Raw genomic sequence first — 22,361 nt, 5'->3', positions numbered from 1 at the left:
GCCCCGGATCACCGGAGGAACGACGGGATGTCCAACTCCAACTCGCCGGTGGACTCGCCGTCGGCCTCCTCGGTCTCGGCGAACGGATCAGGCAGGCTGCGGTGTGCCGAGGCGCTGCTCTCCTCCCGCCGCGGCGAGGAGTCGTCCCAGCGATCGAAGCCGGCAGCGATCACCGTGACCCGCATCGACTCGCCGAGCGACTCGTCGATGACAGTGCCGAAGATGATGTTGGCGTCCTCGTGGGAGACCCCGCCGATGACCTCGGCGGCCTGGGTCACCTCGAGCAGGCCCATGTCGGCGTTGCCGGCGATCGTGAGCAGCAGGCCCCGGGCGCCCTCGATGGAGGATTCCAGCAGCGGGCTGGCGATGGCCTTCCGAGCCGCGCTGGCAGCCCGATCCTCGCCCGAGGAGGTGCCGACGCCCATGAGGGCGGAGCCGGCGTCGGACAGAACTGCCCGTACGTCGGCGAAGTCCGTGTTGATGAGCCCGGGGGTCGTGATGAGATCGGTGATCCCCTGCACGCCCTGCAGCAACACGTCGTCGGCCATCTGGAAGGCGTTCAGCAGGCTTGTGTTCTCCGACACCTCGTTGAGGAGACGATCGTTGGGGATCACGATCTGCGTGTCCACCTTCTCCTTGAGCCGCTGGATGCCCTGCTCGGCCTGCAGCGCCCGCTTCCGGCCTTCGAACCGGAACGGCCGCGTCACCACCGCGATCGTCAGGGCGCCGAGGTCCCGCGCGATCTCGGCGATCACCGGTGCGCCACCGGTGCCGGTCCCGCCGCCTTCACCGGCGGTGATGAAGACCATGTCCGCGCCGTCGAGGGACTCCCGCAGCTGCTCGGACGCCGCCTCTGCGGCGTTCTCCCCGACATCGGGATCACTGCCCGCTCCCAGGCCCCGCGTCAGGTCGCGCCCGATGTCGATCTTGATGTCGGCGTCGCTCATGAGCAACGTCTGCGCATCGGTGTTGACCGCCACGAACTCGACACCGCGAAGGCCCGCTTCGATCATTCTGTTCACGGCGTTCACGCCGCCGCCGCCGACGCCGACGACCTTGATGACGGCCAGGTACTGGTGTGGGGTGCTCACGGGATCCTCCCGGGATTCCTGCGGTGCGAGCCGCATGTGTCTGTCCGGTTCTGCCTGGTGGTTTCCGGCTGTTGCTCTCCGGTCCCCAGGCGAACGGGGGTCTGATCTAAAGCTTTACTTGAGCCTTATATCAGTCTCTTGTATAAGAAACAGTCTACTGACAAGGTATCCGCCGCGTCAACACCGGATTGCCGGGTGAGCGAACGTCCAGCGTGTCCATGCAATGAAGGTTGACGCGCTCGATGAAGGTGTGCACGGCCAGGACTTTGGCAGCCATCTCGTCGGCGTCGCCGAGCAGCACCCGACCGGTGTTGTGCAAATCCAGCACGTACCCCTCGGGCCCTGCCTGGATCGATCGAACCCTCCCGCGGACAGGTTCATACAGTTCGGCCGCGACAAGCACGGCGCCGCGTTGGGCCGGTTCCAACCAGTCCCCCGGCGCGGCCTGTGCGATGTTCAGCCCGACGATCGGCACGGCGGCCCCGGAGAGTTGCGGCTCGACGGAGAGCACCCGACCGTTCTCCTCCACGAACGCCCAGCCGCCGGCTGTCGCCAGAGCCGCCAGCGGTGAGCGCTCGGTGACGGTGAAACTCACGACACCGCCCCAGGACCTCCTGGAGTACACATCCTTCACCCATGGCAGGCGCGCGATCCGCAATCGGGCGTCGGCCAGATCAAGTCCGACGAGGGGCGCACCGGCGCGGATCCCAGCCGCCGCGATGATCTCCTCGTCGGACGTGTTGACCGCTCCGTTCACCTCCAAACGGTCGACGTCCAGAACTTCGCTCTGCGTGGCCAGGTAGCCCGACAGCACCAGGAGAGCGACCGCCAGAGCCAACCACAGCAGGCGCCGTCGCCGCACCTCCTTCGCTCGTGCGGCCGCATCCACGACTGCACGCCGCCGTGCGATACGGGGGTGTGGAATGCCAGGTGCGTGCACTGTCATGATTGGCTCCCGAAGGGTGTCTCGAAACCCACGAAGTGGGTCTCGGGGTGGAGTCGAACGCCGCTGTGCGCCTCGACGCGCTGCGCCACCTCCACCATGAGTGACATCACATCGTCCGCCGACCCGCCGGCATCCGCCTGAATGAAGTTGGCGTGAAGTCCGGACACTCTCGCCGAGCCGATCCGGAGGCCCTTGCAGCCGGCGGCCTCGACGAGCCGACCGGCGGAATCACCCGGCGGGTTCATGAATACCGAGCCCGTGTTGGCGCCGCCGGGCTGATTCTGGCGTCGCCATGCCACCACCTCGCGGATGAGCGCTTCCTCCCGGTCGCGCCGGCTGCGTCGCAGAAGAATCTGAACCTCAGCTACAACGTGAGAGTTCGCCAGCGCTGACCGCCGATACCCCAGCGCCAGGTCCTCGCGAACCGCGCGCCACTCCTCTCCGGTCGCAAGGTCCACGATCTCGGCACTCTGCAGCACCTCGCTGATGTCCGAGCCGTGTCCGCCGGCATTCATGCGCACCGCACCTCCGACGCTGCCGGGCACCCCGACGGCCCAACCGAAGCCTCCGAGTCCGGCGGCAGCGCACTGCCGCGCCACAACCGGCAACGGCGTGGCCCCGCCGGCGGTGACCACCGGGGCATCGATCCGAGTGACTGCGAAGGTCGCGCCGAGGCGCAGCGCCACACCGTCGAACCCGGCATCGGAGACGAGCAGGTTCGACCCCAACCCGACCACGAGAACGTTCCAGCCCTCCTGCGCCGCGGCCTGAGCCAGGCGCCGCAGGTCGTTCAGGGATCCGACCTCCACGAGCAGGCCGGCCGCGCCACCGACGCGGTAGGTGCTCAGCGTGCCGAGTGGCGCGCCGGCCACGACCCGGCTCTCCGCCAACTCCACCGCCAGGCGCCCGGCCGCGGCGGACCAGTCGTGACCGGCCGCTCGAGGGCGATCCGCGCTCATGATGCGAGTTCGCCGATCAGTTCGGCCGGCAAGGTGGTGAGATCACCGGCGTTCAGCGTGAGGCAGAGGTCCCCCGGCCGCAGCTCGCGGGCCAGGTAGCACTGAAGGTCGCGCCGATGGGGGAACCACCCCACCCGCTTGTACGGCTCGACGTCGAGCAGCGCGTCCACGAGCAGCTTCCCGCTGATCCCTGGCCGGGGCGGCTCACCGGCGGCATAGACGTCGGTGAACACGACCAGGTCGGCGTCGGTGAACGCCGGTCCGAAGTCGCGCCAGAGGGCCGCGGTCCGGGTGTAGCGATGCGGCTGGTAGACGCAGACAATGCGCCGCCAGCCGCCGGCGCGGGCCGTCGCCAGGACTGCAGCCACCTCGCCGGGCAGGTGTGCGTAGTCGTCGATGAAGGTGACGCCGCCGACGCTGCCTCTGAACTCATACCTGCGGGACACGCCGCCGTAGTGAGCCAGAATCTCGGCGCCGCGAGCCAGCGGCACTCCCAGGTGTTCGGCGCAGGCCATCGCCGCGGCGGCATTGCGCGCGTTGTGCAATCCGGGCACCGGCAGGTTCACCCGCGCGCTGTCACCGCCACGATGATGCAGCGCGAATTCGACGCCTGTTCTCGCCGTGGCGAGATCGGTCAGTCGGTAGTCCGCGTCGTCGGCGACGCCGTAGCTGCGCGCGTCCGGATGCCTGCCGGCAAGACGGCGAGCCCGGGGATCGTCCATGCACACCAACCGGAAGCCAGCGGCGCCGGCCAGGAACTGCTCGAAGGCTTCGTGCAGGCTCTCGAGGCTCCCGTACCGCTCCAGGTGATCGGGCTCGACACTGGTGACTACCGCCGCCTCGGGGTCGAGTTGCAAGAACGTGCCGTCGCTCTCGTCGGCCTCCACCACGAGCCATTCGCCCGTGCCCCACACCGCCCCGCTGCCGGTCTCGTTGACGTCGCCGCCGACGATGAACGAAGGGCGGCAGCCGGCCTCGCCGAGAATCAGAGCCAGCATGGAGGAGGTCGTCGTCTTGCCGTGCGTGCCACCCACCGCCAGTGTTCGCCGCAACCGGCAGACGGCGGCCAGGATGTCGGCACGGGTGCACACCGGGATCCCGGCGCGGCGCGCGGCGGTGACCTCCACGTTGCCGTCGCCCACGGCGCTCGAGCGGGCGACCAGATCGGGCAGGCGACCGGCCGGCAATTCGGCGCCGGTCGTGGCGGGTTCGAGGACGTGCTCGGCCCGGTGCCCCACGGCGACCCCCAGGCCACGGGCCCGGAGCCGTTCGAAGGCCACCGAGGCCTTCAGGTCCGACCCGGTCACCACGTGTCCGGCGTCGGCGAGCACTGTGGCGATGGCGCTCATCCCAGCACCGCCCACACCCACCACGTGCACGTGGCGCACCCCGTCCAGAGCGATGCTCACGGGCCCGCACCCTCACCGGCGGCGGCGAGCAGCAGGTCGGCCACCCGGCCGGCGGCGTCGGGCCGGCCGAACCGGGCCGCAGCCTGCTGCATGCTCCCGAGTCGCACCGGGTCGGCGAGGACGTCGGATATCGCCGTCGCCAGGCGCGGGCCGTCGAGTTCGGATTCCGGGATCACCAGCGACGCACCGGCCGCCGCCAGCACCGCAGCGTTGGCGTTCTGGTGGTCGCTCGTGGCCCCGGGCAGGGGCACGAGCAGCGAGGCGCGCCCCGCAATCGCCAACTCGGCGGTGGCACTGCCGCCGGCGCGGCTGACGACCAGATCGGCGGCCGCCAACGCCGTCGGCATGTCGTGCTCGTAGGGCACGGTCTCGTAGTGGAGTCCTGCACCGGAGGCTCCGCCGGTGGAACGTCCGCCGAGACCCACCCTCGCGGGTCCGGTGACGTGGCGCACCGCCAGGTCAGCGCGCCCGGCCAGAAGTTCGCAAGCCGCCTCGACGGCCGCGTTGAGACGGCTCGAACCCTGGGAGCCGCCGATCACCAGCACGAGCCGCCGCCCCTCGCCGACATCCAGGGCAGCGCGCGCGCCATGGCGGCCGTTGCCCGCCGCGGCCTCGCTCCCGGTCCCCGGATGCAATCCGGCGATGGCGGCGCGCACCGGGAGTCCCGTACGCACCGCCCCACGGAGACGCGCCTCTTCGTACGCCACCGCGCAGGCCACCGCCCAGCGTGCCGTCAAGCGGTTGGCGGCACCGGGTGCGGCGTTGGCCTCCAGCACGACGACGGGAATCCTCCGCAGGCGGGCGGCCATGGCACACGCCGCGCTGACATAGCCGCCCTGGGCCAGCACCACGCGGGGCGAGGTGCGGCCGAGCAGCCGCCAGCACTGCCAGACGCCTCGTGCCAGTGCCCAGGCCGCAGCCAGGTTCGCCGCGGCCGGACGCCGGCGGAAGCCGCGAGCGCTGATCGCCGTGGCCTCGAAGCCGGCCGAGACGACGATCTCGGAGTCGAGCGGGCGCCGGCTCACGACGAAGTGGACCCGGCTGTGCCGGGGATCCGGGCCGGCGCCGAGGGCCTCCGCCACCGCCAGCCCGGGGTAGACGTGCCCGCCGGTGCCGCCGCCCGCGATCACCGCCCAGACGTGCTGCCGGCGACCGCTCATGCGGTCCGCCCCTGGCGCGCAACGTTCATGAGGATGCCGGCGGCCGCCAGGTTCACGATCAGGCTCGAACCCCCGTAGGAGACGAACGGGAGCGTCACACCCATCGTCGGAAGCAGGCTCTGGGCCACCGCGATGTTGATGAAGGCCTGCAACACGAACCAGCCGCTGATCCCCGCCGCCAGGAACGCCCCGTAGGGGTCCGGAGCGTCGCGTACCACGCGGATCCCCAGGACTCCCAGGCACAGGAACAGCAGCACCACCACGAGCGCGCCGATCAGTCCCAGGTTCTCGGCGATGGTCACGAAGATGAAGTCGGTGTGGGCGTAGGGCACGTACGCCAGATTGGAGCGCGCCCCTCCGGGTCCGACTCCCGTCAACCCGCCCGAGGCGATCCCAACCTGCGCCTGCACGGCCTGGTAGCCGGCGCCGTAGGGATCCGACCAGGGATCGAGGTAGGAGGTGAGGCGCTGGCGCCGGTAGCCGATAAGCATCGTGAACAGCACGACCGCCCCGGTCCCCAGCGCCACGAGCGCCGCCACGTGCCGGGCCGGCAGCCCCGCCAGGAACAGCATCGCCAGCAGGATCCCCCCGAGAAGCACGACCGTGCCCAGGCTGGGCTGCGCCAGGATCAGTCCCGCCATCACCCCGAACACCACCAGCAGTGGCAGCAGCGTCTGGCGAACGCTCGCCACGCGGTCCAGCCGGCGGGACAGCAGCGAGGCGGCGGACAGCACCAGTGCAAGCTTCGCCGCCTCTGAGGGCTGGATCACCAGGCCGCCGACGCGAATCCAGCGCGCCGAGCCGTTGCCGACCTGCACGAGCGGCGACGGGATACGCAGGCAGGCGAGTGCTGCCAGGGTCACCACGAGCGCACCGGTGGTCACCAGCGGTGCTCGCCAGCGGTGGTAGTCAACCCGGAGCGTCACGACGCCGGCGGCGATGCCGAGTGCCAGCCACAAGGCATGGCGCTTGGCATGGAAGAAGGGATCCCCCGTGGCCTCGATGGAGGTCACCGTCGAGGACAGCACCACCATCACGAGTCCCAGCAGGCTCACGAGCACCAGCACGACAGCGAGGGCACCGAAGGTGCGGGTGTTCCGCCCCACCGGCGGGTTCCGCAAGGCCTGCAGCGTCGCCGTCCGGTGCGGGCGACCGCCTGCACGCGAGTGGCCCGCCGTCACCGCGGTCATTGCGGCTCTCCTTCGCCTACCGCGGCGCGCACGAGCGTGGCGAAGTGCTCACCCCGCTGGCGGTACGACTCGTACCAGTCGAAGGAGGTGCAGCCCGGCGACAGCACGATCGCCTCCCCGGGCAGGGCCATCTCCCCGGCCACAGCCACGGCCCCCGCCATGTCCGTGGCTCGCTGCACGGGCCGGGAGCCGGCGAAAGCGGCGCCCACCTCTCCGGCGGCCTCGCCGATGGCCACCACGGCCCGTACCGAGGAGGCACCGGCCAGACCGGCGAGGTCGAGTCCCTTGTTGCGCCCGCCGGCGATGAGGACGAGCGACTCGAACGCGCCGCTGGCGGCGAGTACCGCCTCGGGGGTCGTGGCCTTCGAGTCGTCGTACCAGCGGTTGGTACCGGTCTCGACCACCAGTTCCAGCCGGTGCGGGAGTCCGCGGAAAGACTCAAGGGCGGCGCGCACGTCCGCTGCGGGCGCGCCGGCGGCGAGGGCACACGCGGCGGCGGCCTCGGCGTTGCGCAGATCGTGAGGGAACCGTCTCGGCAGCCGGGCGGTCTCGACCAGCGGCTCGCCGCCGACCCTCAGCGACTCACCGCACACGGCGACGTCACTCGCCGGCCGGCCGAAGGTGAGCACCCTGCCCGCGGCCGGGCGCCGGGCCGCCACCACCGGGTCGGCTTCGTTGACCACGGCCACGTCACCGGCGCCCAGGTGTCGCCAGATACCCGCCTTGGCCTCCTCGTAGGCCCTCAGGGAGGCGTGCACGTCCAGATGGTCAGGAGCGAAGTTCAGCCAGGCCGCGACCTTCGGCCGGAACGACCGGCTGCGACCCAGGCGGAACGACGAGGCCTCGACCACGAAGACGGTCGGAGCTGCGTCCTCGATGGCGCTCACCAGCGGCAGCTCGTTGTTCCCCGCGGCCACCGCCCCGGTGCTCGGAGCCAGTGCCGCGGCCACCAGGGTCGTGACCGTCGTCTTGCCGTTGGTGCCGGTCACGGCGACGACGGGGCGGTCGTCCCAGGCGCCCGCCAGGTCGAACTCGCTGAGGACGAGGCTGCCCGCGCCGAGGGCGACCCGCATCGCCCGGTGGCGGTCCGCCAGGCCGGGCGTGGGCAGGAAAGCGCCGCAGCGGCTCATGAGTCCCGCCAGCTCGTCGTCGGCCGGCGGGGGCTGCAGGATCCCGCCCGCCTCGGCCACCGCCCGTCGCATGCCGGGCCCCGGCGCGTCGTCGGTGGCGACGAACCGGTGGCCCCGCCGACCCAGCGCCGCCGCCACCGCCCGGTTGGTGGCACCCAGGCCCCAGAGCAGCAACGGAGCGTCTCCGAGGCCGTTCATGGCGATCCCCCCGCAGCGGAGCCGGCGTCGAGGAGCGGGAAATAGTCCGCGTAGAACAGTCCGAGAGCCACCGCGGTGGCGAACCCGGCCAGCAGCCAGAACCGCACGATGACCCACGTCTCGTGCCAGCCGCGCTGCTCGAAGTGATGGTGGATCGGCGCCATCGCGAACAGGCGCCGCCCGCCCATCGACTTGAACACGCCGATCTGCAGGATCACCGACAGGGCCTCCACCACGAACAGGGCGCACATGATCGGCAGCAGCAGGTGGGTATTGGTCGCGAGCGCCAGACAGGCCAGCGCGGTGCCGATGGCCAGCGCCCCGGCGTCGCCCATGATGATCTGGGCCGGGGCGGCGTTCCACCACAGGAACCCGACGCAGCCGCCCAGCATGGCGGCTCCCACCACGGCCAGGTCCAGGGCGTGGGGCAGGTTGTACAGCTCCACGTGCCGGAACGCCCAGTACCCGATGATGGTGAAGGCGGCGAAGTTGAAGATGCTGGACCCCGCGGCCAGACCGTCCAACCCGTCGGTGAAGTTGACCCCGTTGGAGGCCCCCACGATGATCAGGACCGCCCAGAGACTCCAACCCACCGGGCCCATGTCCAAGCCGATGCCCCCCGCACGCGTGAAGGACAACTCGGTACTGATGTCGGTCGCCAGGACGGTCAGCGCCGCGAACCCGCCGCCCACGGCGCACAGGCCGAGCATCTTGGCGCGCTTGCTGAGCCCCTTGCTGTGCGCACGGGAGACCTTGAGCCAATCGTCCAGGGCCCCCACGGCGGTCGCCCCCACGATGGCGAGCATCACGAACAGCCCCGTCCGGGTGAAGATGCCGCCGTGGATGAAGTGGCTCCCCGCGTAGCCGACGCAGCCGCCCCCGACGATGGCCAGTCCGCCCATCGTGGGCGTGCCCTCCTTGTTGGCGTGGGTCTCGGGCCCGTCGCTGCGGATGGGCTGGGTGAGGTTCCGGGCCCGGAAGAAGGCGATCAGCAGGCGCGTGCCCGCCAGGGAAACGACGGTGGCGATGGCGGCGGCGAGCAGAAGGCGGATCACGTCGCCGACACCTCCCGCGCGGAGTTCAAGACTTCCCGCACCACCGCGACGTCGTCGAAGGGAAGCGACCTCCCGCCGATGATCTGTCGGGTCTCGTGCCCCTTGCCGGCCACGATCACGACGTCGTCCCGCCGCGCACCGGCCAGCGCCGCCGCGATGGCACGCCGGCGATCCAGCTCCAGCTCCGCGGCGCCGTCGGGCACACCGGCCATGACCGACCGGGCGATGTCCGCCGGATCCTCGCCCCGCGGATTGTCGGACGTGACGATGATCCTGTCGGCAAGCCGGGAGGCGATGGCTCCCATCGCCTCCCGCTTGCCTTCATCCCGCTCGCCGCCGCAGCCGAAGACCACGGTCAGGCGAGACGGCGCGGGCACCAGGTTCCGGCCCGCGCGCAGCAGCTGCTCCAATGCCGCCGGAGAATGCGCGAAATCCACGATCACCACCGCAGGCGATTCGGTCACCACTTCGAACCGGCCCGGAAGGCGCGGCGCCCGCCGGAGCCCCTCTGCGATCTGGGCCGCCCGGGCGCCGAGCGCCTCGGCGACTGTGGCCGCCACCACCGCATTCGAGATGTTGTGCGCACCTCCCAGGGGCAGCGAGACCTCGACCCCGCGCCAGCGGAAGCGGCTGTAGCGCGCCGCGACCTCCAGCACCTCGGCGTCGTCTCGCGAGCAGCGTCGCACCTCGCCCGTCAACTCGGCGGCAAGGCGCCGGCCCCAGCGGTCGTCGGTGCAGACCACCGAGAGGGAGGTTCTGGCGTCGCTGAACAGGCTGAGCTTGGCCCGGTAGTAGTCCTCCATGTCCCCGTGGTAGTCGAGGTGCTCCGGGGAGAGGTTGGTGAAGGCTGCGGCGGCGAAGCGCAGCCCCTCGACGCGCTTCTGGGCGAGACCGTGCGAGCTGACCTCCAGCACCGCGGCGCCGGCACCGCCCGCCCGCGCCGAGGCCAGCCGGCCGGCCAACTCGGTTGCCCTCGGCGTCGTGAGCGTGCTGCTCAGGGTGCCGATGGCGACGCAGCGCCGACCGGACCCCTCCAGGATGCTGCTCAGCAGATGGGTGACGGTGGTCTTGCCGTTGGTGCCCGTTATTCCGGCCAGCTGCAGGTGCTCCTGCGGCGACCCCGCGCCGGCCAGTGCCAGGGGACCGACGGCGGCGCGCACCTCGGGAACCACCAGCTGTGGCAGGTTCACCGGCAGGGCACGCTCCACGACCAGCGCGGCGGCACCGGCCTCGGCAGCCCCGGCCGCGAAGTCATGGCCGTCGTTGGATCTTCCCGGCATGCAGCAGAAGAGGGCTCCGGCTCGCACCTCGCGGGAGTCCTCGCAGACCACCGTGATCGGCGGGTCCACCGACCGCACCCCGGTCGGGAGATGCAGCCGAGCGGCGATCCCGCTGCGCTGCTGCAGCGACCGGAGGGTCGCTCGCTCACTCACGGGAGTCTCCCGCCGCCGGCCGCCAGGATCAGGTGCTGCCCGTCGCCGGACGGCGGGGGCACCTTGAGGCGACGCAGGGCGATCTGGGCCAACTCGGCGAACGCCGGCGCAGCCGCGCTCCCGCCGTAGATGGTGGTCGTGGGTTCGTCGATCACCACGATCAGCGAGAGTTCCGGGTCGGAGGCCGGGAGGAAGCCCACGAACGTGGCGACGTAGCGATAGTTCCCGGCCGCGTCCTCATAGCCGCCGTCGGGGTGAGGCTTGCGGGCGGTGCCGGTCTTGCCTGCCACTTCGTAGCCCTCCACCGCCGCCCGCCGGCCCGTCCCGGCAGCCACGACCTCGCCCAGGATGCGGCGCATGTGGACGGCCGCCGCTGCGGACACGACCCGCCGCGGTTCGAGCACGGGTTGCGGGCTCGCGGGCTCCCCGCCGGGCACGGTCACGTCTGCCACGATTCTCGCCGGGACGTAGACGCCGTCGTTGGCGATGGTGTTGAACGCCTGCAGCAACTGCAGCGGCGTCAACGAGACGCCTTGGCCGATGGCGATCGTGGCCAGGGAGGTTCCCGACCAGTCCGACACGTTCGGCAGCAGACCGGCGGACTCGCCGTAGAGCCCGAGCCCGCTGCGCGCCCCGAGACCGAAACGACGCAGGTAGTTGTCGAGTTCGGCGGCGCCGAGCCGCTGTCCCCAGAGGATCGTCCCGATGTTGGAGGATTCCACGACGATGTCGCGCACCGAATAGTCCAGCACGGGGTGCGGGGAGTAGTCGCTGAACTGTGAATCGTGCACGACCAGGCGGTCGGGTACGGCCCTGGTCGTGGCCGGGCCGGCCAGCCCGGCGTCCAGCACGGCGGAGAAGGTGAGTCCCTTGATCGCCGATCCGGGCTCGAAGGCCCAGGTGATGGCTTTGTTCTCCGCGCCGGTGACCACCTCGCCGGAGTCGTCGCGGGTTGCGGTGGACATGGCCAGGATCTCGCCGGTTGCCGGGCGGCCGAGGATGATCACCCCGCCGGCCGCTTCGGTCTCGCGCACCTGGGCGGCCAGGATGCGGGCTGCTTCGAACTGCAGCATCCCGTCGATGGTGAGCCGCAGATCGGCGCCGTCGACCGCAAGTACCGACTCGCTGACCCCGCCGGGCACGCTGCGGCCTCCCGGATACATCTCGCGCAGCTCTGAGCCGTCGCTGGCGGCCAGCAGGTCGTCGTGGAGCAGTTCGATGCCGGAGATGCCTGCGTGGTCGGTGCTCACCGAACCCACGATCTCCACGGCGAAGTCGCCCAGCGGGTACGTCCGGTGCAGTTCGGGAACCGTGCCAATCCCATCCAACGCCAGATCGTGCACCGCCGCGGCCTGCTCGGGGGGCACCTGCCGCTGCAGGTAGACGAACTGGCCCGGCACCGACATCTTCCGGGCCAACGGCTCCACGTCGGCGCCGAGAGTGGGCGCCAGGGCGCCCGCCACGGTGAGCGGGTCGGCGATCCGGGAGGGATCCGCGTAGACCGCCGACCACTCCACCGAGGTGGCGAGAGGCTCCCCGGAGCGGTCCAGGATGTCGCCGCGCACACCCATCACCGGGCTCTCCTGCAAGCGATGCTCCCTGGCCCAGGCCAGGATGTCGTCGTTGTCGCCGAACTGCAGGTCGAAGGTTCGCGAGACGAGCCCGGCGGCCATCGCCAGCATCGCCATCACGAGCACAGCCCGGCGGCCACCCGACCGGTAGCCCCGCGGCCCGGCGGTGCCGGCCTGGCCCGGGACGTGCTGCCGGCCACGGTCGGATCTGCTCACGGAGCCGGAGGGACGGCCGGGTCCAGGTAGTTGATCGTCTCCGGCGGCACCATCCCGAGGCGATCCCGTGCCTCGGTGGCCAGGCGCGCCGGCGACAGCAATTCGGCACGCCGCAGTCGCAGCTCGCGGTCGAGGTTGACCGCCTCGTCGATCCGGCGGTCCAACTGGTCGATGCGTCCCTGAGCCTGCGTGACCACTGCCTGGAGGACGCCGATGGCGAACAGCCCGCCCAGCAGCACGACCACCACACACACGACGAGGCGGCGAACCTGACTCGACCTGGGCCGCTCTCGCGCCACGACGCGGAGCCGGGACTGCGTGCCTGCCTGTGTGGCGGCCGGCTGCGGCGTGGGGAGAGCCTTGCTCATGCCGCCACCTGGAGCTTCTGGAAGGACCGTAGGCGGGCGCTCGAGGCGCGCGGGTTGCGTCGTGTCTCCTCGGCTGCGGGCCGCGCCGGGCGCCGGGAGAGCAGCCGGATGCTGGGGACGGCACCGCAGACGCAGGGAAGCCTCGGCGGGCAGGCACAGCCGCCGGAGGCGGCAGCCGCCAGGGTGTCCTTCACGACACGGTCCTCCCCGGAGTGGTAGCTGAGCACCACTCCCCTGCCGTCAGGCACCAGTCGGTCGATGGCCTGCGTGAGCGCAGGGGCGATCTGGGCGATCTCATTGTTGACCGCGATGCGCAGCGCCTGGAAGCTGCGCTTGGCCGGATGCCCGCCGCGCCGGCGGTCGCGGGCAGGTATGGCGGAGCGCACGACCTCGGCCAGAACGACGGTGTCGGGCAGCGGGCGGCGGGCCACGATGGCCCGGGCGATCCGCTGTGCATGCGGTTCGTCGCCGTCGCGCCTCAGCAGGCTCGCCAGGCGTTCGACCGGCCATTCGTTGACGATCTGCGCAGCGCTGAGCTCAGCGGTGGGATCCATGCGCATGTCGATCGGCCCGGCAGCCCGGTAGCTGAACCCGCGGGCGGCGGTGTCGAGCTGCATGGAGCTGACCCCGAGATCGAAGATCACGCCCGAGAGCGAGCCGACCCCCAACTCGGCGAGCACCGCGCCGAGCTCCGCGTAGCTGCAGCGGAGCAGCCGGACATCGTCGGGAAGACGCCGGGCGGCGGCGGAGAGTGCCGCAGGATCTCGATCCAGCCCGACGAATCTCAGATCGGGGCGAAGCTCCAGGAGGGCGGCGGTGTGACCGCCTGCCCCGACCGTGGCATCCACGAGGACGCCCGCCGGGATCGGCTCCAGCACCTCGGTGACCTCGCGGACCATGACGGAGTCGTGCCCTCCGATCCCGGGGCCCTCATGGACGGCCACGGTGCCGTCGCACCCGCGGTCCGCCGCTCAGCAATCTCCCGACTGCCAGGACCTCGCGGCGATTGTTGCCGTCGCAAGGAAAGTGGCAAGCGGGCGGAGTAGGGATTGGCTGTCCTCCTGCCAGCCGGGAGATTGCTGAGCGGCGGACCAGCGCGGGCCGGTCGTTCACAGCCAACTGCTCTCGGACCAGGGATCCAGGCCCGTCTCATCGGTGTAGGCGTCGGCCCCACCGACCGTCGCCAGCCAGACCTCGCTGTTCCACAGCTCGATCCGCTCGCCGACGCCCGCGACGAAGACGCGCGCCTCGCTCTCGGCGGTGTCGATGCTGAGCACCTCGCGCAGCGGCTCGGGCACCACGATGCGGCCCTGCGCGTCGGGCCGAACGGGATAGCCGTTGCCGGAGAACCAGCGGAGCAGATTCTGTCCGGAACCCCGGGTGCGAACCTCCTCCTCGAGGCGCCGGTAGGCGGCGTCGAAACCCTTCTGACGCCACAGCCCCAGGCAAGGGCTGCCGGGAACACGGCCCAGGACACAGCGGTCCTCGGCATCCAGCCCGCCGCGGAACTCCGGCGGGAGCGAGACGCGCCACTTACCGTCGATGGAGCGCTCGTGACTGCCGGAGAATGTTCTATCCATGGTGTGTCGTGTCTCACTGACTCTGCGCCGTGCATTGCGCTCGGCGCGGCTGTTCTGAACGGAGTTCAGTATAGGGACTGTTCCCCTTTTTTCACCACAATAGACCACCTCTCCCCACTGAGCAAGACAATCAAGCCACCAGGAGGGGTCTCAGGAGCCGCCGGAGAACCTCGCGGCGGTGGTCGAGTTCCGCGGCTGGGAGGGATGTCCTAGCGGTTGCTCCCGGCCGCCTGCAGGGCGGCAAGGAGAGCATCCAGAATCCGGTGCTCGGAGAGGTCGACGCCCGCGGCGCAGGCGGCGAGATCGCGCTCCAGCGTCTCGCGCTGTTCCGCTGGCAGCACGAGCAGGTCGGCCAGTGTCGCGGGATCCCAGCGCAGCAGCACGCCACACTGGAACCGCGCCGCCGAAGCGGTGCGCCGCTGGGACAGGCCGATCACCTTCCGACCCGCCACGAAGACCTCGCCGGGGCCGCGTCCGGCGAAGCAGACCAACGATCCCCACGCGCCCGGCTCGTAGCGGCCTTCGTGAGCCTCGGCGGCGACCCCACTGCGGCCCAGGGCGCGCCGCCACAGGTCCCCGAGCCACAGGAAGGAGCGTCCGGTGTCGGGATGCCACAGCGGATCACCCCGGGGCACCACCACGTCCACCCAGAGCAGATCGGCGGGCGACACCAGCACCACTCCCCCGCCCGAGCGGCGCCGCAGCACCGTCAGGCCGCGCCGGCGCGCCGCTGTGGCGTCCACCGTGCCGGGGCGCTGGCTGCTGCCGAGGACGACGGCTCCCGCGGCGGGCCGCATGACCCAGATCTCCCGCGACCGGACCGGGCCGGCCACAATCCCGTGCAGGCTCCGCACCGAGCCGCGGCGCTCGATGATGCTCCAGGGTCCGGGGGAGCCGCCCGATGCCGCGGCCCCGCCGCGGCTCACGCCGACAGGGCTCTGTCGTCGTGCAGGTAGGCGCCCCAGTGGTCGGGAACCTCGCCGGCGCTGAGGCGGATGACGGTGGTCCACGTCGGCGGCCGAGGCGTGCGCCGGAGCCGCATGCCGATCTCGCTGGGGAGTCGATCACGCTTGCGCGTGTTGCAACGCCGGCAGGCCGCCACCACGTTGTCCCAGGTGTGTCCCCCGCCGCGGCTGCGCGGGCGGACGTGGTCGATGCTGTCGGCACGGTGACCGCAGTACTGGCAACTGTGATCGTCCCGCGCCAGCACGCCCCTCCGGCTCAGCGAGCCTCGCCGCAGGTACGGCACTCGGACGTAGTACTGCAGGCGAACGACCGAGGGGATCGGGAGGCTGAGGCTCTCCGACCGCAACTCCACACCGCTGAGGTGCACGGCGTCGGCCTTCCCGTCGAGCACCAGCACGGCGGCGCGGCGAGCGGGCACCACACTCAGCGGCTCGTTCGTGGCGTTGAGCACCAGGGCCTGGGTCATGGCCCAACAAGCTAGCCCGACAGCGCGCGATGCCTCACCCGTGCCGGGTGCAGGCCCGTCTGAAGGACCGCGCCCACCGCAGCCAGGCCAGGACGTCGGCCGGCGCCGGCTGCCGCTGAGGATCACCGTAGGCGGTCACCGAGCGGAACCCCCGGTACCGCCCCGAGGCGACGGTCGGCAACTGCCGGAACGCCTCCGGCCACAGGCGCGGCCGGCGAAGAAGCTCCCAGCCCACCGCCAGCAACAGGCCGCCGGCGCGGTACCGCCACTGAATGCGACTTGTCGGGCCCACCACCGGCGTACCCTAATGGGGCGCGGAGGTCCTGATGGCGGACGACCGTCGGGGCCCTCGCAGGACTGCAGACGAGTACACACCGGATCTGCCAGAGTGAGCAACGCCAACCCCGAGTCGCCATCCACCGCCCCGGCCCAAGGCGGTTTCGCGGCGACCTTCGAGGCCGTCGCCGCCAACGTCGAGCGGGTCGTCAAGGGCAAGCGCCGCCTCGTCAGGCTCCTGCTGCTCTGCCTGTTCGCCGAGGGGCACGCGCTCCTGCGCGACCCTCCCGGGGCGGGCAAGACCATGCTCGCCAAGACGGTGGCGCGCACACTCGGCCTGGAGTTCGGCCGCGTGCAGTTCACGCCCGACCTGCTGCCCAGCGACGTCGTCGGGGTGTCGCTGTGGAATCCGGTGCGAAACGGCTTCGAGTTCAGGCCGGGGCCGGTGTTCGCCGGCCTCCTGCTGGCCGACGAGATCAACCGGACCTCGCCCCGGACCCAGTCCGCACTGCTCGAGGCGATGGCCGAGCGTCAGGTCACGGTGGACGGCACCACCCATCGTCTTGCCTCGCCCTTCCTGGTGATCGCCACGGAGAACTCCGAGGAGATCGAGGGCACCTTCCCGCTGCCCACCAGCCAGCTCGACCGCTTCCTCATGAGTCTCAGCGCCGGTTTCCCGGATCGCGCCGCCGAGGCGGAGATCCTGGACTCGCAACTCGCCAGGGATCCGCTGGAGGACCTGCCCGCCGTCACCGACACAGCCTCGGTCCAAGCCATGATCGAGGCTGTCCGAGCGGTGCACGTGGCTCCGGCCGTGCGCGACTACCTCGTGGACCTGGCCTTCAACAGCCGCGCCCACGGCGCCATCGCCGGTGGGATGTCGCCGCGCGCCGTGCTGGGCCTGCAGCGTGTGGCACAGGCGAGGGCCGCCGCCGCCGGCCGCAACTTCGTCCTGCCCGACGACGTGAAGGACGTCGCCCGGCCGATCCTGCTCCACCGCATCACCCTGCACCAGAGCGCCCAGTTCAACGGGACGACGCCCGCCGCCGTGATCGAGGAGATCCTGACCGACACGCCCAGCCCGCCGGTCAGCGTTCGCTGATCGGACGGCCAGGTGACCCGGGCCGGCGTCCTGGCGCTGCTCGCCGCCCTGGTGTTCGGGGCGGCCGCCCTGCTGTTCGGGCTGCCGGAACTGTTCCTCGCGGCGACGGTGTGCGCCGGGCTGGTGCTGCTCGCCGGCCTCACGACCTTGCTGCGCCCCCCGATGCGGGCGGTCTGCAATCCCCCACGGCGGCGAGTCAGCTGCGGGACCCCGCTGCAAGTCCAGCTCCGCCTCAGCAACCCGGCCCGGCGACGTGCCGCCCCGCCCGCCGACGTCCTCGACGATGCGAGCGACCACCCGGGACCCGTGCTGCGGGTGGGGCGCATGCGGTCGGGAGCGGTCGTCGAGGACCACTACCACCTGCCCACGCACAGGCGCGGCTGGCGTGACGTGGGCCCGCTCTGGCTCGAGACGGAGGATGCCTTCGGGCTGGCGCGCCGTCGCCACCGCCTGGTACCGCGCCGCCGGGTGCTCGTGTGGCCCGAGATCGCCGACCTCCAGCCCCTGACGGAGACCATCGAGCACGCCACCGAACGGCGCCGGCACGCCCAACTCGTGTCGGGATCCGCCACGGACCTTCACAGCCTCCGCAGATTCGAACCCGGTGACGATCCCCGTCGGATTCATTGGCCGTCCAGTACCCGCTACCAGGAACTGCTGGTGCGCCGATTCGAGACCGTCCAGCGCCCGGAGACCCTGCTGTTCCTGGACGCCGAGGAGGGGGCCGCCACGCCGGAGATCTTCGAGCGGATGGTCTCCGCCGCCGCCGGGCTGGCCGTGATGGCCGCCGCCGAGTCAGGATCGGTCCGGCTGCTCACGAGCGGCGGTGCCGAGGTGCGCGCCACGGGCGCCCCGACCGGTGTGCTCGATGCCTTGGCTCTCGTCGAGCAGATCCCCGCCGGCCGTCGACCTGCCGCGCGGCTCCCGGTCGGCGCCGCCCGGATGATCCTGCTGGCGGTCATGGGCGGCGCGGTCGGCGAGTCCTCGTTGCCGCTGGATCGATTCGGCCCTCGACGGATCATCTGCAGCTTCTGGCAGGACGAGCCCCCCGACGAGCACCGTGACGTTCTGGCCATCGGTCCCGGCGAATCGATCTCCGAACGCTGGGACGAGTTCCGGATGCTGCGCGGCGGCTCGCCGGCCCGATGAGACGCCCGGCGAGCCCGGCCGGCCGCGCGCCGGCGGGGGAACTGCTGGCGACGGCGGTCACGCTGGCAACCCTGGCGGGAGGCGTCCGCCTCTTCGACGGCACCTCGTTCCTGGCGCCGGTGCTCGGCGCGGCGCTCCTGGCGCACCTGCTCGTCGCCCTGATGCGCCGCGCCGGCCGTGGCGTGGCGCTCAGCGCGCTCGTCTCGCTGGTCGGCGTGGCGGCACTCCAGGTGTGGGTGCACTACCCGCAGACGACCGGCTACGGGCTGCCGCGGCGCGCCACGTTCGAGGCAATAGGGGCGGATCTCGGCGATATCTGGCAGTTGCTGCAGTCCTCGCAGGTGCCACTGGGCGAGGACACCGGGCTGCTCGTCGCGGCTGCTGCGGTGGCCTGGTTGCTCGCCCTGCTGAGCGACTGGGCGGCCTTCCGTGTCGGAGCCCGCGGCGAGGCGCTGGCCCCGGCGGCGATCCTGCTGGCCCTGGTGGCGACCTTCGGGACCGCCGACGGCACGATCCTCTACCCCACGATCAGCGTGGCGTGCGCCGTCGCCTTCGCCCTGGCGCACGCCACGGCGCGTTCGGCGGCCCGGCCCGCCGTCGGCGCCGCCCCGAAGCCCCGGGTGCGCCTGCCTCGGGGAATCATGACGGGGGCACTGGCGGTCGGCGCCGCCGCGCTGCTCACCACCGCGTTGCTGCCCTCACTCGACGACGGACCGCTGAGGAGGCTGCTGGACCCGTCGACCGCTCCAGCGGACAGCGGGCGGAAGGTTGTTCTCAGCCCTCTCGTGGCCGTCCCGGGCCGGCTCTTGCAGAATCCCGATCTGGAGCTCTTCGTCGTCCGGAGTTCCGGGCGGTCCTACTGGCGCCTGACCGCGCTCGGCGACTTCGACGGGGGGGTCTGGTCCCTCGACGAGAGCACCGGCGCGGCCGGCGAGTCGCTGCCCAACCTCGCGGCAACCTCGGGACCGGTGAGCGAGTTCACCCAGAGCTACAGGATCAGGGCGCTTGCCGCGGTCTGGCTGCCGGCGGCGTACCAGCCCGTGGCGTTCGAACCGCTCGGCACGCCGTTCGAGGCAAGCTTCGAACCGCTCTCCTCAACGCTGCTGGTGGGGGCGGGACGCACCGACTCCGACGGCCTCTCCTACACCGTGCAGTCGGCGGCGCCGCGCTTCGAGGGGGCGTTCCTCAGGTCGCTGCGGAACGATCCCGCCGACGTACCGGCCGGCTTCGTGGATCTGCCGGCGGACTTGAACCCGTCGCTCGCCGAGCTCGCCCTCGAGGTCACGGCCGGGCGGGACGGCCCGTACGAGCAGGCACTGGCGCTGCAGGACTGGCTACGGGACGGATTCGACTACGACCTCGAGGTGGCGCCGGGCCATTCGGGTGACCGGCTGGAGGACTTCCTGTTCAGCGAGCGCCGGGGATACTGCGAGCAGTTCGCCGGCGCCTTCGCCACGCTGGCCAGAACCCTCGGCCTGCCGACGCGGGTGGCGGTGGGGTTCACCCCGGGCGTGGCCCTCGAGACCGACGCCACCGGCAGGACCCTCTACAGCGTGCGCGGGCAGCACGCCCATGCCTGGCCGGAGGTCTACATCAGCGGCGCCGGCTGGGTGGCGTTCGAACCCACTCCGGGGCGCGGGGCGCCCGGAGCCGAGTCGTACACCTTCGTTCCCGAACAGCAGGACTCGCCGCTGGAGTCCCCGGCTCCGACGGTGCCCGACCAGCCGGCGCCCGGGCCGAGCGACGACCCGCCGGCGCCGGCCCCTCCGACCCCGCCGAGCGACGGCGAGCTCGCCACCGAGGGTGACGGTACGAGCGCGGCGCGGATTCTGGCGCTGGCCGGGCTGGCGCTGGCCGCGGCCGTCGCCGCGAGCGGCCTCTACGGCGCCGCCACCGCCGGCCTCCGCTCACTGCAGCGCCGGCGCCGGCGCCGCTGGGTCGGCGCGGACGCCGGCCGCGGTGCGATCGCGGCGTGGGAGGAGATCATCGACCTATTGCGCCCGCGCCGCATCAGGCCGCATCGCTCCGAGACACCTCTCGAGGTGGCCCAGCGAGCCGCCCGGCTGCTCGGCTCGGCGCCGGAGCCGTGGCGGCGGCTCGCCTTCTGCGTGTCCGTGGCGGCGTTCGCCGGCGGTCCGATGCCCGCCGAGCTCCAGCGGCAGGTCGCCACGGCGTCCTCATCGATCAGCGAGGAGCTGCGGGCGTCCCGGACCGCGGCGCAGCGGCTGCGGGGCATCCTCGACCCGCGCCCGTGGGGGGTGCTCATGCGCGCCGTGCGCCGCAGGGGAGCAGCCGGCTAGACGCTCTGCGCCGGTGCGAACCGCCGGCGCGCCCGGGGTGAGCGCCCTCAGTCGCCTCGCTGGTCGCGGTTGAAACGATCGCGCATCCGCTGGCCGGGCGTGCCGCTGTCGTCGCGCCAGGCGCCGCTGAGGGGATTGCGCGAGATCTGCTGCAGGCCGGCCTTCCCCACCAAGCGGGCATTCCGCTCGAAGAACATCGCCGAGGCCAGCATGATCAAGAAGCCCACGAACGACAGCCAGAACGACGTCGACAGCGTGAAGATCATGAAGACGATGCCGGCGATGAATCCCAGAACCGACCGCCTCAGGTTCCGGAACCCGTGACGGAACACCGTGGTGGAGCGAACCTCTTCGGCCAACTCCGGGTCTGTCTCGTAGAGGTTCGCCTCGATCTCGCTGAGAATCCGTTGCTCGTCCTCCGACAGCGCCACAGGCCTCGCTCCCTTCACGCTCGACAGCGGTTCCGCAGACCGATGGACGGCCCGCGATCGCTGCCAAGTCTCGCACACTCCGCGCTCCGCCACAACGCATAAGTGCTCACCGCCCGCGTTCAGCTCCCTCCGGCCTGGCCGGCGAGCGAGCCCCCGCCGGGGCGATGACCTCCGAGCCGAACCGGGCCCTGAGTTCGTCGAGCGCCTCGTCCAGCGCCGCCGCCGGTCCCCCGGCGGCCTCGTCCAGGGTGAGTTGCTCCCCGCCGCCGACCGTCAACGTGCCGGCGCCGAGCCCCAGGAGCCGCACCCCGGCGTCGACCTCCAAGCCCTCCAGCAGGCTCCGTCCCGCCCGGGCGATGTACGGGGCGTGCGCGGTGGCTCGCGACAAGCTGCGCGACCGGGTGACCGTCCGGAAGTCACCGAACCGCAGCTTCAACACGATGGTTCCGGCGGTGCAGCCGGCCTCCCGCAGGCGCGTTCCCAGAGCGTCGGCCTGCCGTACCACCTCGGCCTGCAGGGCGGCCCGGTCCGAGACGTCCCGCGGGAATGTCACCTCGCTGCTGAGCGACTTCGGCGCCCGCCGGGCAACGACGGGGCGGGGGTCGCGCGCCGCGGCGAGTTCGGCCAGGCGGCGCCCGTGCGCCGTGCCGAAGGCGTCCACGAGGGTCTCGGTCGGCAGCGCCGCCAGCTCGCCGACGGTCCCCGCACCCAACTCCCGCAGCCGGCGCCGCGTGGCCGGGCCGACCCCCGGCAGCGACCGCACCGGCAACCGGTGCAGGAACGCCAGCGCCTCGGACGGCTCCACGGTGACCACTCCCCGGCCGGAATGCACCCCGCCGGGGGCTACCTGGGGTTTGGCTTGCTCGGAGGCCAGCTTGGCCAGCAGCTTGTTCGGCGCGACCCCCACCGAGCAGGTGAGTCCTTCGGCAGCCGCCAACTCGGAGCGGATCCGCCGGGCGATCTCGGCCGGCGCGCCGAACAGGCGCATCGCTCCGGTCACGTCCAGGAAGGCCTCGTCCAGCGAGAGCGCCTCCACCAGGGGCGTGAAGCGGCCGAACAGCTCCATGATCCTGCCGCTGAGCTCGCGGTAGTAATCGTGATCAGCGGGCAGGAACACGCCTCCGGGGCACAGCGAGCGCGCCCGCCGCGTGGGCATGGCCGAGTGAACGCCGAACCGCCGGGCCTCGTAGGAGGCCGCCGCCACGACGCCCCGGTCGCCCGTTCCCCCGACGATCACCGCCCGGCCGGCCAACTCAGGGCGCCGCAGCACCTCCGCCGCGGCGAAGAAGGCATCCATGTCCACGTGCAGCACGTTGGCCGCACCGAGTTGCGGCATACGGCCACGCTAGGGCGGGCCCGGCACCG

21 protein-coding genes are annotated in these 22,361 nt (G+C 71.9%); 3 read left to right on the top strand and 18 right to left on the bottom strand.

The window, feature by feature from the left end:
• Positions 1–8 precede the first annotated feature (8 nt).
• The 16 genes from ftsZ to OXG55_14420 all read right to left on the bottom strand — a co-directional run bounded on the left by ftsZ (position 9) and on the right by OXG55_14420 (position 16,033).
• Positions 9–1,091 (bottom strand): cell division protein FtsZ, encoded by a 1,083-nt coding sequence (ftsZ, locus tag OXG55_14495; protein MCY4104449.1) that lies wholly within the window; start codon positions 1,089–1,091, stop codon positions 9–11.
• Positions 1,092–1,245: 154 nt separating this feature from the next.
• Complete coding sequence (locus OXG55_14490) at positions 1,246–1,980, bottom strand: FtsQ-type POTRA domain-containing protein (protein MCY4104448.1); 735 nt, start codon at positions 1,978–1,980, stop codon at positions 1,246–1,248.
• Between the two features lie 53 nt (positions 1,981–2,033).
• Entirely contained in the window at positions 2,034–2,996 is a 963-nt protein-coding gene (gene murB / locus OXG55_14485; protein ID MCY4104447.1) for a UDP-N-acetylmuramate dehydrogenase, read from the bottom strand.
• Entirely contained in the window at positions 2,993–4,405 is a 1,413-nt protein-coding gene (gene murC / locus OXG55_14480; protein ID MCY4104446.1) for a UDP-N-acetylmuramate--L-alanine ligase, read from the bottom strand. Before murC ends, murB begins: the two co-directional genes overlap by 4 nt.
• Positions 4,402–5,565: a UDP-N-acetylglucosamine--N-acetylmuramyl-(pentapeptide) pyrophosphoryl-undecaprenol N-acetylglucosamine transferase gene (locus OXG55_14475; GenBank protein MCY4104445.1), complete on the bottom strand. Its 1,164-nt coding sequence runs from the start codon at positions 5,563–5,565 to the stop codon at positions 4,402–4,404. The genes murC and OXG55_14475 overlap by 4 nt, the downstream gene beginning before the upstream one ends.
• Positions 5,562–6,755, bottom strand: a complete 1,194-nt coding sequence (locus OXG55_14470; GenBank protein MCY4104444.1) for a putative peptidoglycan glycosyltransferase FtsW — start codon at positions 6,753–6,755, stop codon at positions 5,562–5,564. The genes OXG55_14475 and OXG55_14470 overlap by 4 nt, the downstream gene beginning before the upstream one ends.
• Positions 6,752–8,083: a UDP-N-acetylmuramoyl-L-alanine--D-glutamate ligase gene (gene murD / locus OXG55_14465; protein ID MCY4104443.1), complete on the bottom strand. Its 1,332-nt coding sequence runs from the start codon at positions 8,081–8,083 to the stop codon at positions 6,752–6,754. The genes OXG55_14470 and murD overlap by 4 nt, the downstream gene beginning before the upstream one ends.
• Positions 8,080–9,138: a phospho-N-acetylmuramoyl-pentapeptide-transferase gene (mraY, locus tag OXG55_14460; protein MCY4104442.1), complete on the bottom strand. Its 1,059-nt coding sequence runs from the start codon at positions 9,136–9,138 to the stop codon at positions 8,080–8,082. Before mraY ends, murD begins: the two co-directional genes overlap by 4 nt.
• Positions 9,135–10,571 carry a UDP-N-acetylmuramoyl-L-alanyl-D-glutamate--2,6-diaminopimelate ligase gene (locus OXG55_14455; protein MCY4104441.1) on the bottom strand — a complete coding sequence of 479 codons (1,437 nt, stop codon included), beginning with the start codon at positions 10,569–10,571 and terminating at the stop codon, positions 9,135–9,137. Before OXG55_14455 ends, mraY begins: the two co-directional genes overlap by 4 nt.
• The gene (locus tag OXG55_14450; protein MCY4104440.1) at positions 10,568–12,358 is read right to left on the bottom strand and encodes a penicillin-binding protein 2; all 1,791 of its coding nucleotides are present in this window, start codon (positions 12,356–12,358) and stop codon (positions 10,568–10,570) included. The genes OXG55_14455 and OXG55_14450 overlap by 4 nt, the downstream gene beginning before the upstream one ends.
• Positions 12,355–12,726, bottom strand: a complete 372-nt coding sequence (locus tag OXG55_14445) for a hypothetical protein (GenBank protein MCY4104439.1) — start codon at positions 12,724–12,726, stop codon at positions 12,355–12,357. Before OXG55_14445 ends, OXG55_14450 begins: the two co-directional genes overlap by 4 nt.
• On the bottom strand, positions 12,723–13,670 hold the full coding sequence (gene rsmH / locus OXG55_14440; protein ID MCY4104438.1) for a 16S rRNA (cytosine(1402)-N(4))-methyltransferase RsmH: 948 nt from the start codon (positions 13,668–13,670) through the stop codon (positions 12,723–12,725). Before rsmH ends, OXG55_14445 begins: the two co-directional genes overlap by 4 nt.
• A 165-nt stretch (positions 13,671–13,835) precedes the next feature.
• Positions 13,836–14,306, bottom strand: a complete 471-nt coding sequence (locus tag OXG55_14435; protein MCY4104437.1) for a hypothetical protein — start codon at positions 14,304–14,306, stop codon at positions 13,836–13,838.
• Positions 14,307–14,515: 209 nt separating this feature from the next.
• Positions 14,516–15,232: a hypothetical protein gene (locus tag OXG55_14430; GenBank protein MCY4104436.1), complete on the bottom strand. Its 717-nt coding sequence runs from the start codon at positions 15,230–15,232 to the stop codon at positions 14,516–14,518.
• A complete protein-coding gene (locus OXG55_14425; GenBank protein MCY4104435.1) occupies positions 15,229–15,738 on the bottom strand; it encodes an HNH endonuclease in 510 nt (169 codons plus the stop codon). Before OXG55_14425 ends, OXG55_14430 begins: the two co-directional genes overlap by 4 nt.
• Positions 15,739–15,772: 34 nt before the next feature.
• Entirely contained in the window at positions 15,773–16,033 is a 261-nt protein-coding gene (locus OXG55_14420) for a hypothetical protein (GenBank protein MCY4104434.1), read from the bottom strand.
• Positions 16,034–16,126: 93 nt separating this feature from the next.
• Between OXG55_14420 and OXG55_14415 the strand changes: the two genes are divergently transcribed.
• From OXG55_14415 to OXG55_14405, 3 genes are read left to right on the top strand one after another with little or no spacing between them, the layout of a single operon-like run.
• Positions 16,127–17,116 (top strand): MoxR family ATPase, encoded by a 990-nt coding sequence (locus OXG55_14415; protein ID MCY4104433.1) that lies wholly within the window; start codon positions 16,127–16,129, stop codon positions 17,114–17,116.
• A gap of 12 nt (positions 17,117–17,128) precedes the next feature.
• Complete coding sequence (locus tag OXG55_14410; GenBank protein MCY4104432.1) at positions 17,129–18,265, top strand: DUF58 domain-containing protein; 1,137 nt, start codon at positions 17,129–17,131, stop codon at positions 18,263–18,265.
• Complete coding sequence (locus OXG55_14405) at positions 18,262–20,565, top strand: transglutaminaseTgpA domain-containing protein (GenBank protein MCY4104431.1); 2,304 nt, start codon at positions 18,262–18,264, stop codon at positions 20,563–20,565. Before OXG55_14410 ends, OXG55_14405 begins: the two co-directional genes overlap by 4 nt.
• A gap of 47 nt (positions 20,566–20,612) precedes the next feature.
• Here OXG55_14405 and OXG55_14400 read toward each other — a convergent pair whose 3' ends face one another.
• Positions 20,613–20,996, bottom strand: coding sequence for a DUF3040 domain-containing protein (locus OXG55_14400; GenBank protein ID MCY4104430.1), 384 nt, complete (start codon positions 20,994–20,996; stop codon positions 20,613–20,615).
• Between the two features lie 106 nt (positions 20,997–21,102).
• Positions 21,103–22,332, bottom strand: a complete 1,230-nt coding sequence (gene dinB, locus OXG55_14395; protein ID MCY4104429.1) for a DNA polymerase IV — start codon at positions 22,330–22,332, stop codon at positions 21,103–21,105.
• Between the last annotated feature and the right edge of the window lie 29 nt (positions 22,333–22,361).

This window comes from bacterium (assembly GCA_026708055.1).
In the GTDB taxonomy this organism is placed as follows: Bacteria; Actinomycetota; Acidimicrobiia; order Acidimicrobiales; family CATQHL01; genus VXNF01.
This window is presented reverse-complemented; position numbering and strand designations above follow the sequence as displayed.

Coding starts and splice junctions, on each gene's coding strand:
- murB (MCY4104447.1), bottom strand. CDS start 2,996: ATGAGCGCGGATCGCCCTCGAGCGGCCGGTCACGACTGGTCCGCCGCG.
- OXG55_14475 (MCY4104445.1), bottom strand. CDS start 5,565: ATGAGCGGTCGCCGGCAGCACGTCTGGGCGGTGATCGCGGGCGGCGGC.
- OXG55_14470 (MCY4104444.1), bottom strand. CDS start 6,755: ATGACCGCGGTGACGGCGGGCCACTCGCGTGCAGGCGGTCGCCCGCAC.
- murD (MCY4104443.1), bottom strand. CDS start 8,083: ATGAACGGCCTCGGAGACGCTCCGTTGCTGCTCTGGGGCCTGGGTGCC.
- OXG55_14445 (MCY4104439.1), bottom strand. CDS start 12,726: ATGAGCAAGGCTCTCCCCACGCCGCAGCCGGCCGCCACACAGGCAGGC.
- OXG55_14435 (MCY4104437.1), bottom strand. CDS start 14,306: ATGGATAGAACATTCTCCGGCAGTCACGAGCGCTCCATCGACGGTAAG.
- OXG55_14425 (MCY4104435.1), bottom strand. CDS start 15,738: ATGACCCAGGCCCTGGTGCTCAACGCCACGAACGAGCCGCTGAGTGTG.
- OXG55_14405 (MCY4104431.1), top strand. CDS start 18,262: ATGAGACGCCCGGCGAGCCCGGCCGGCCGCGCGCCGGCGGGGGAACTG.
- dinB (MCY4104429.1), bottom strand. CDS start 22,332: ATGCCGCAACTCGGTGCGGCCAACGTGCTGCACGTGGACATGGATGCC.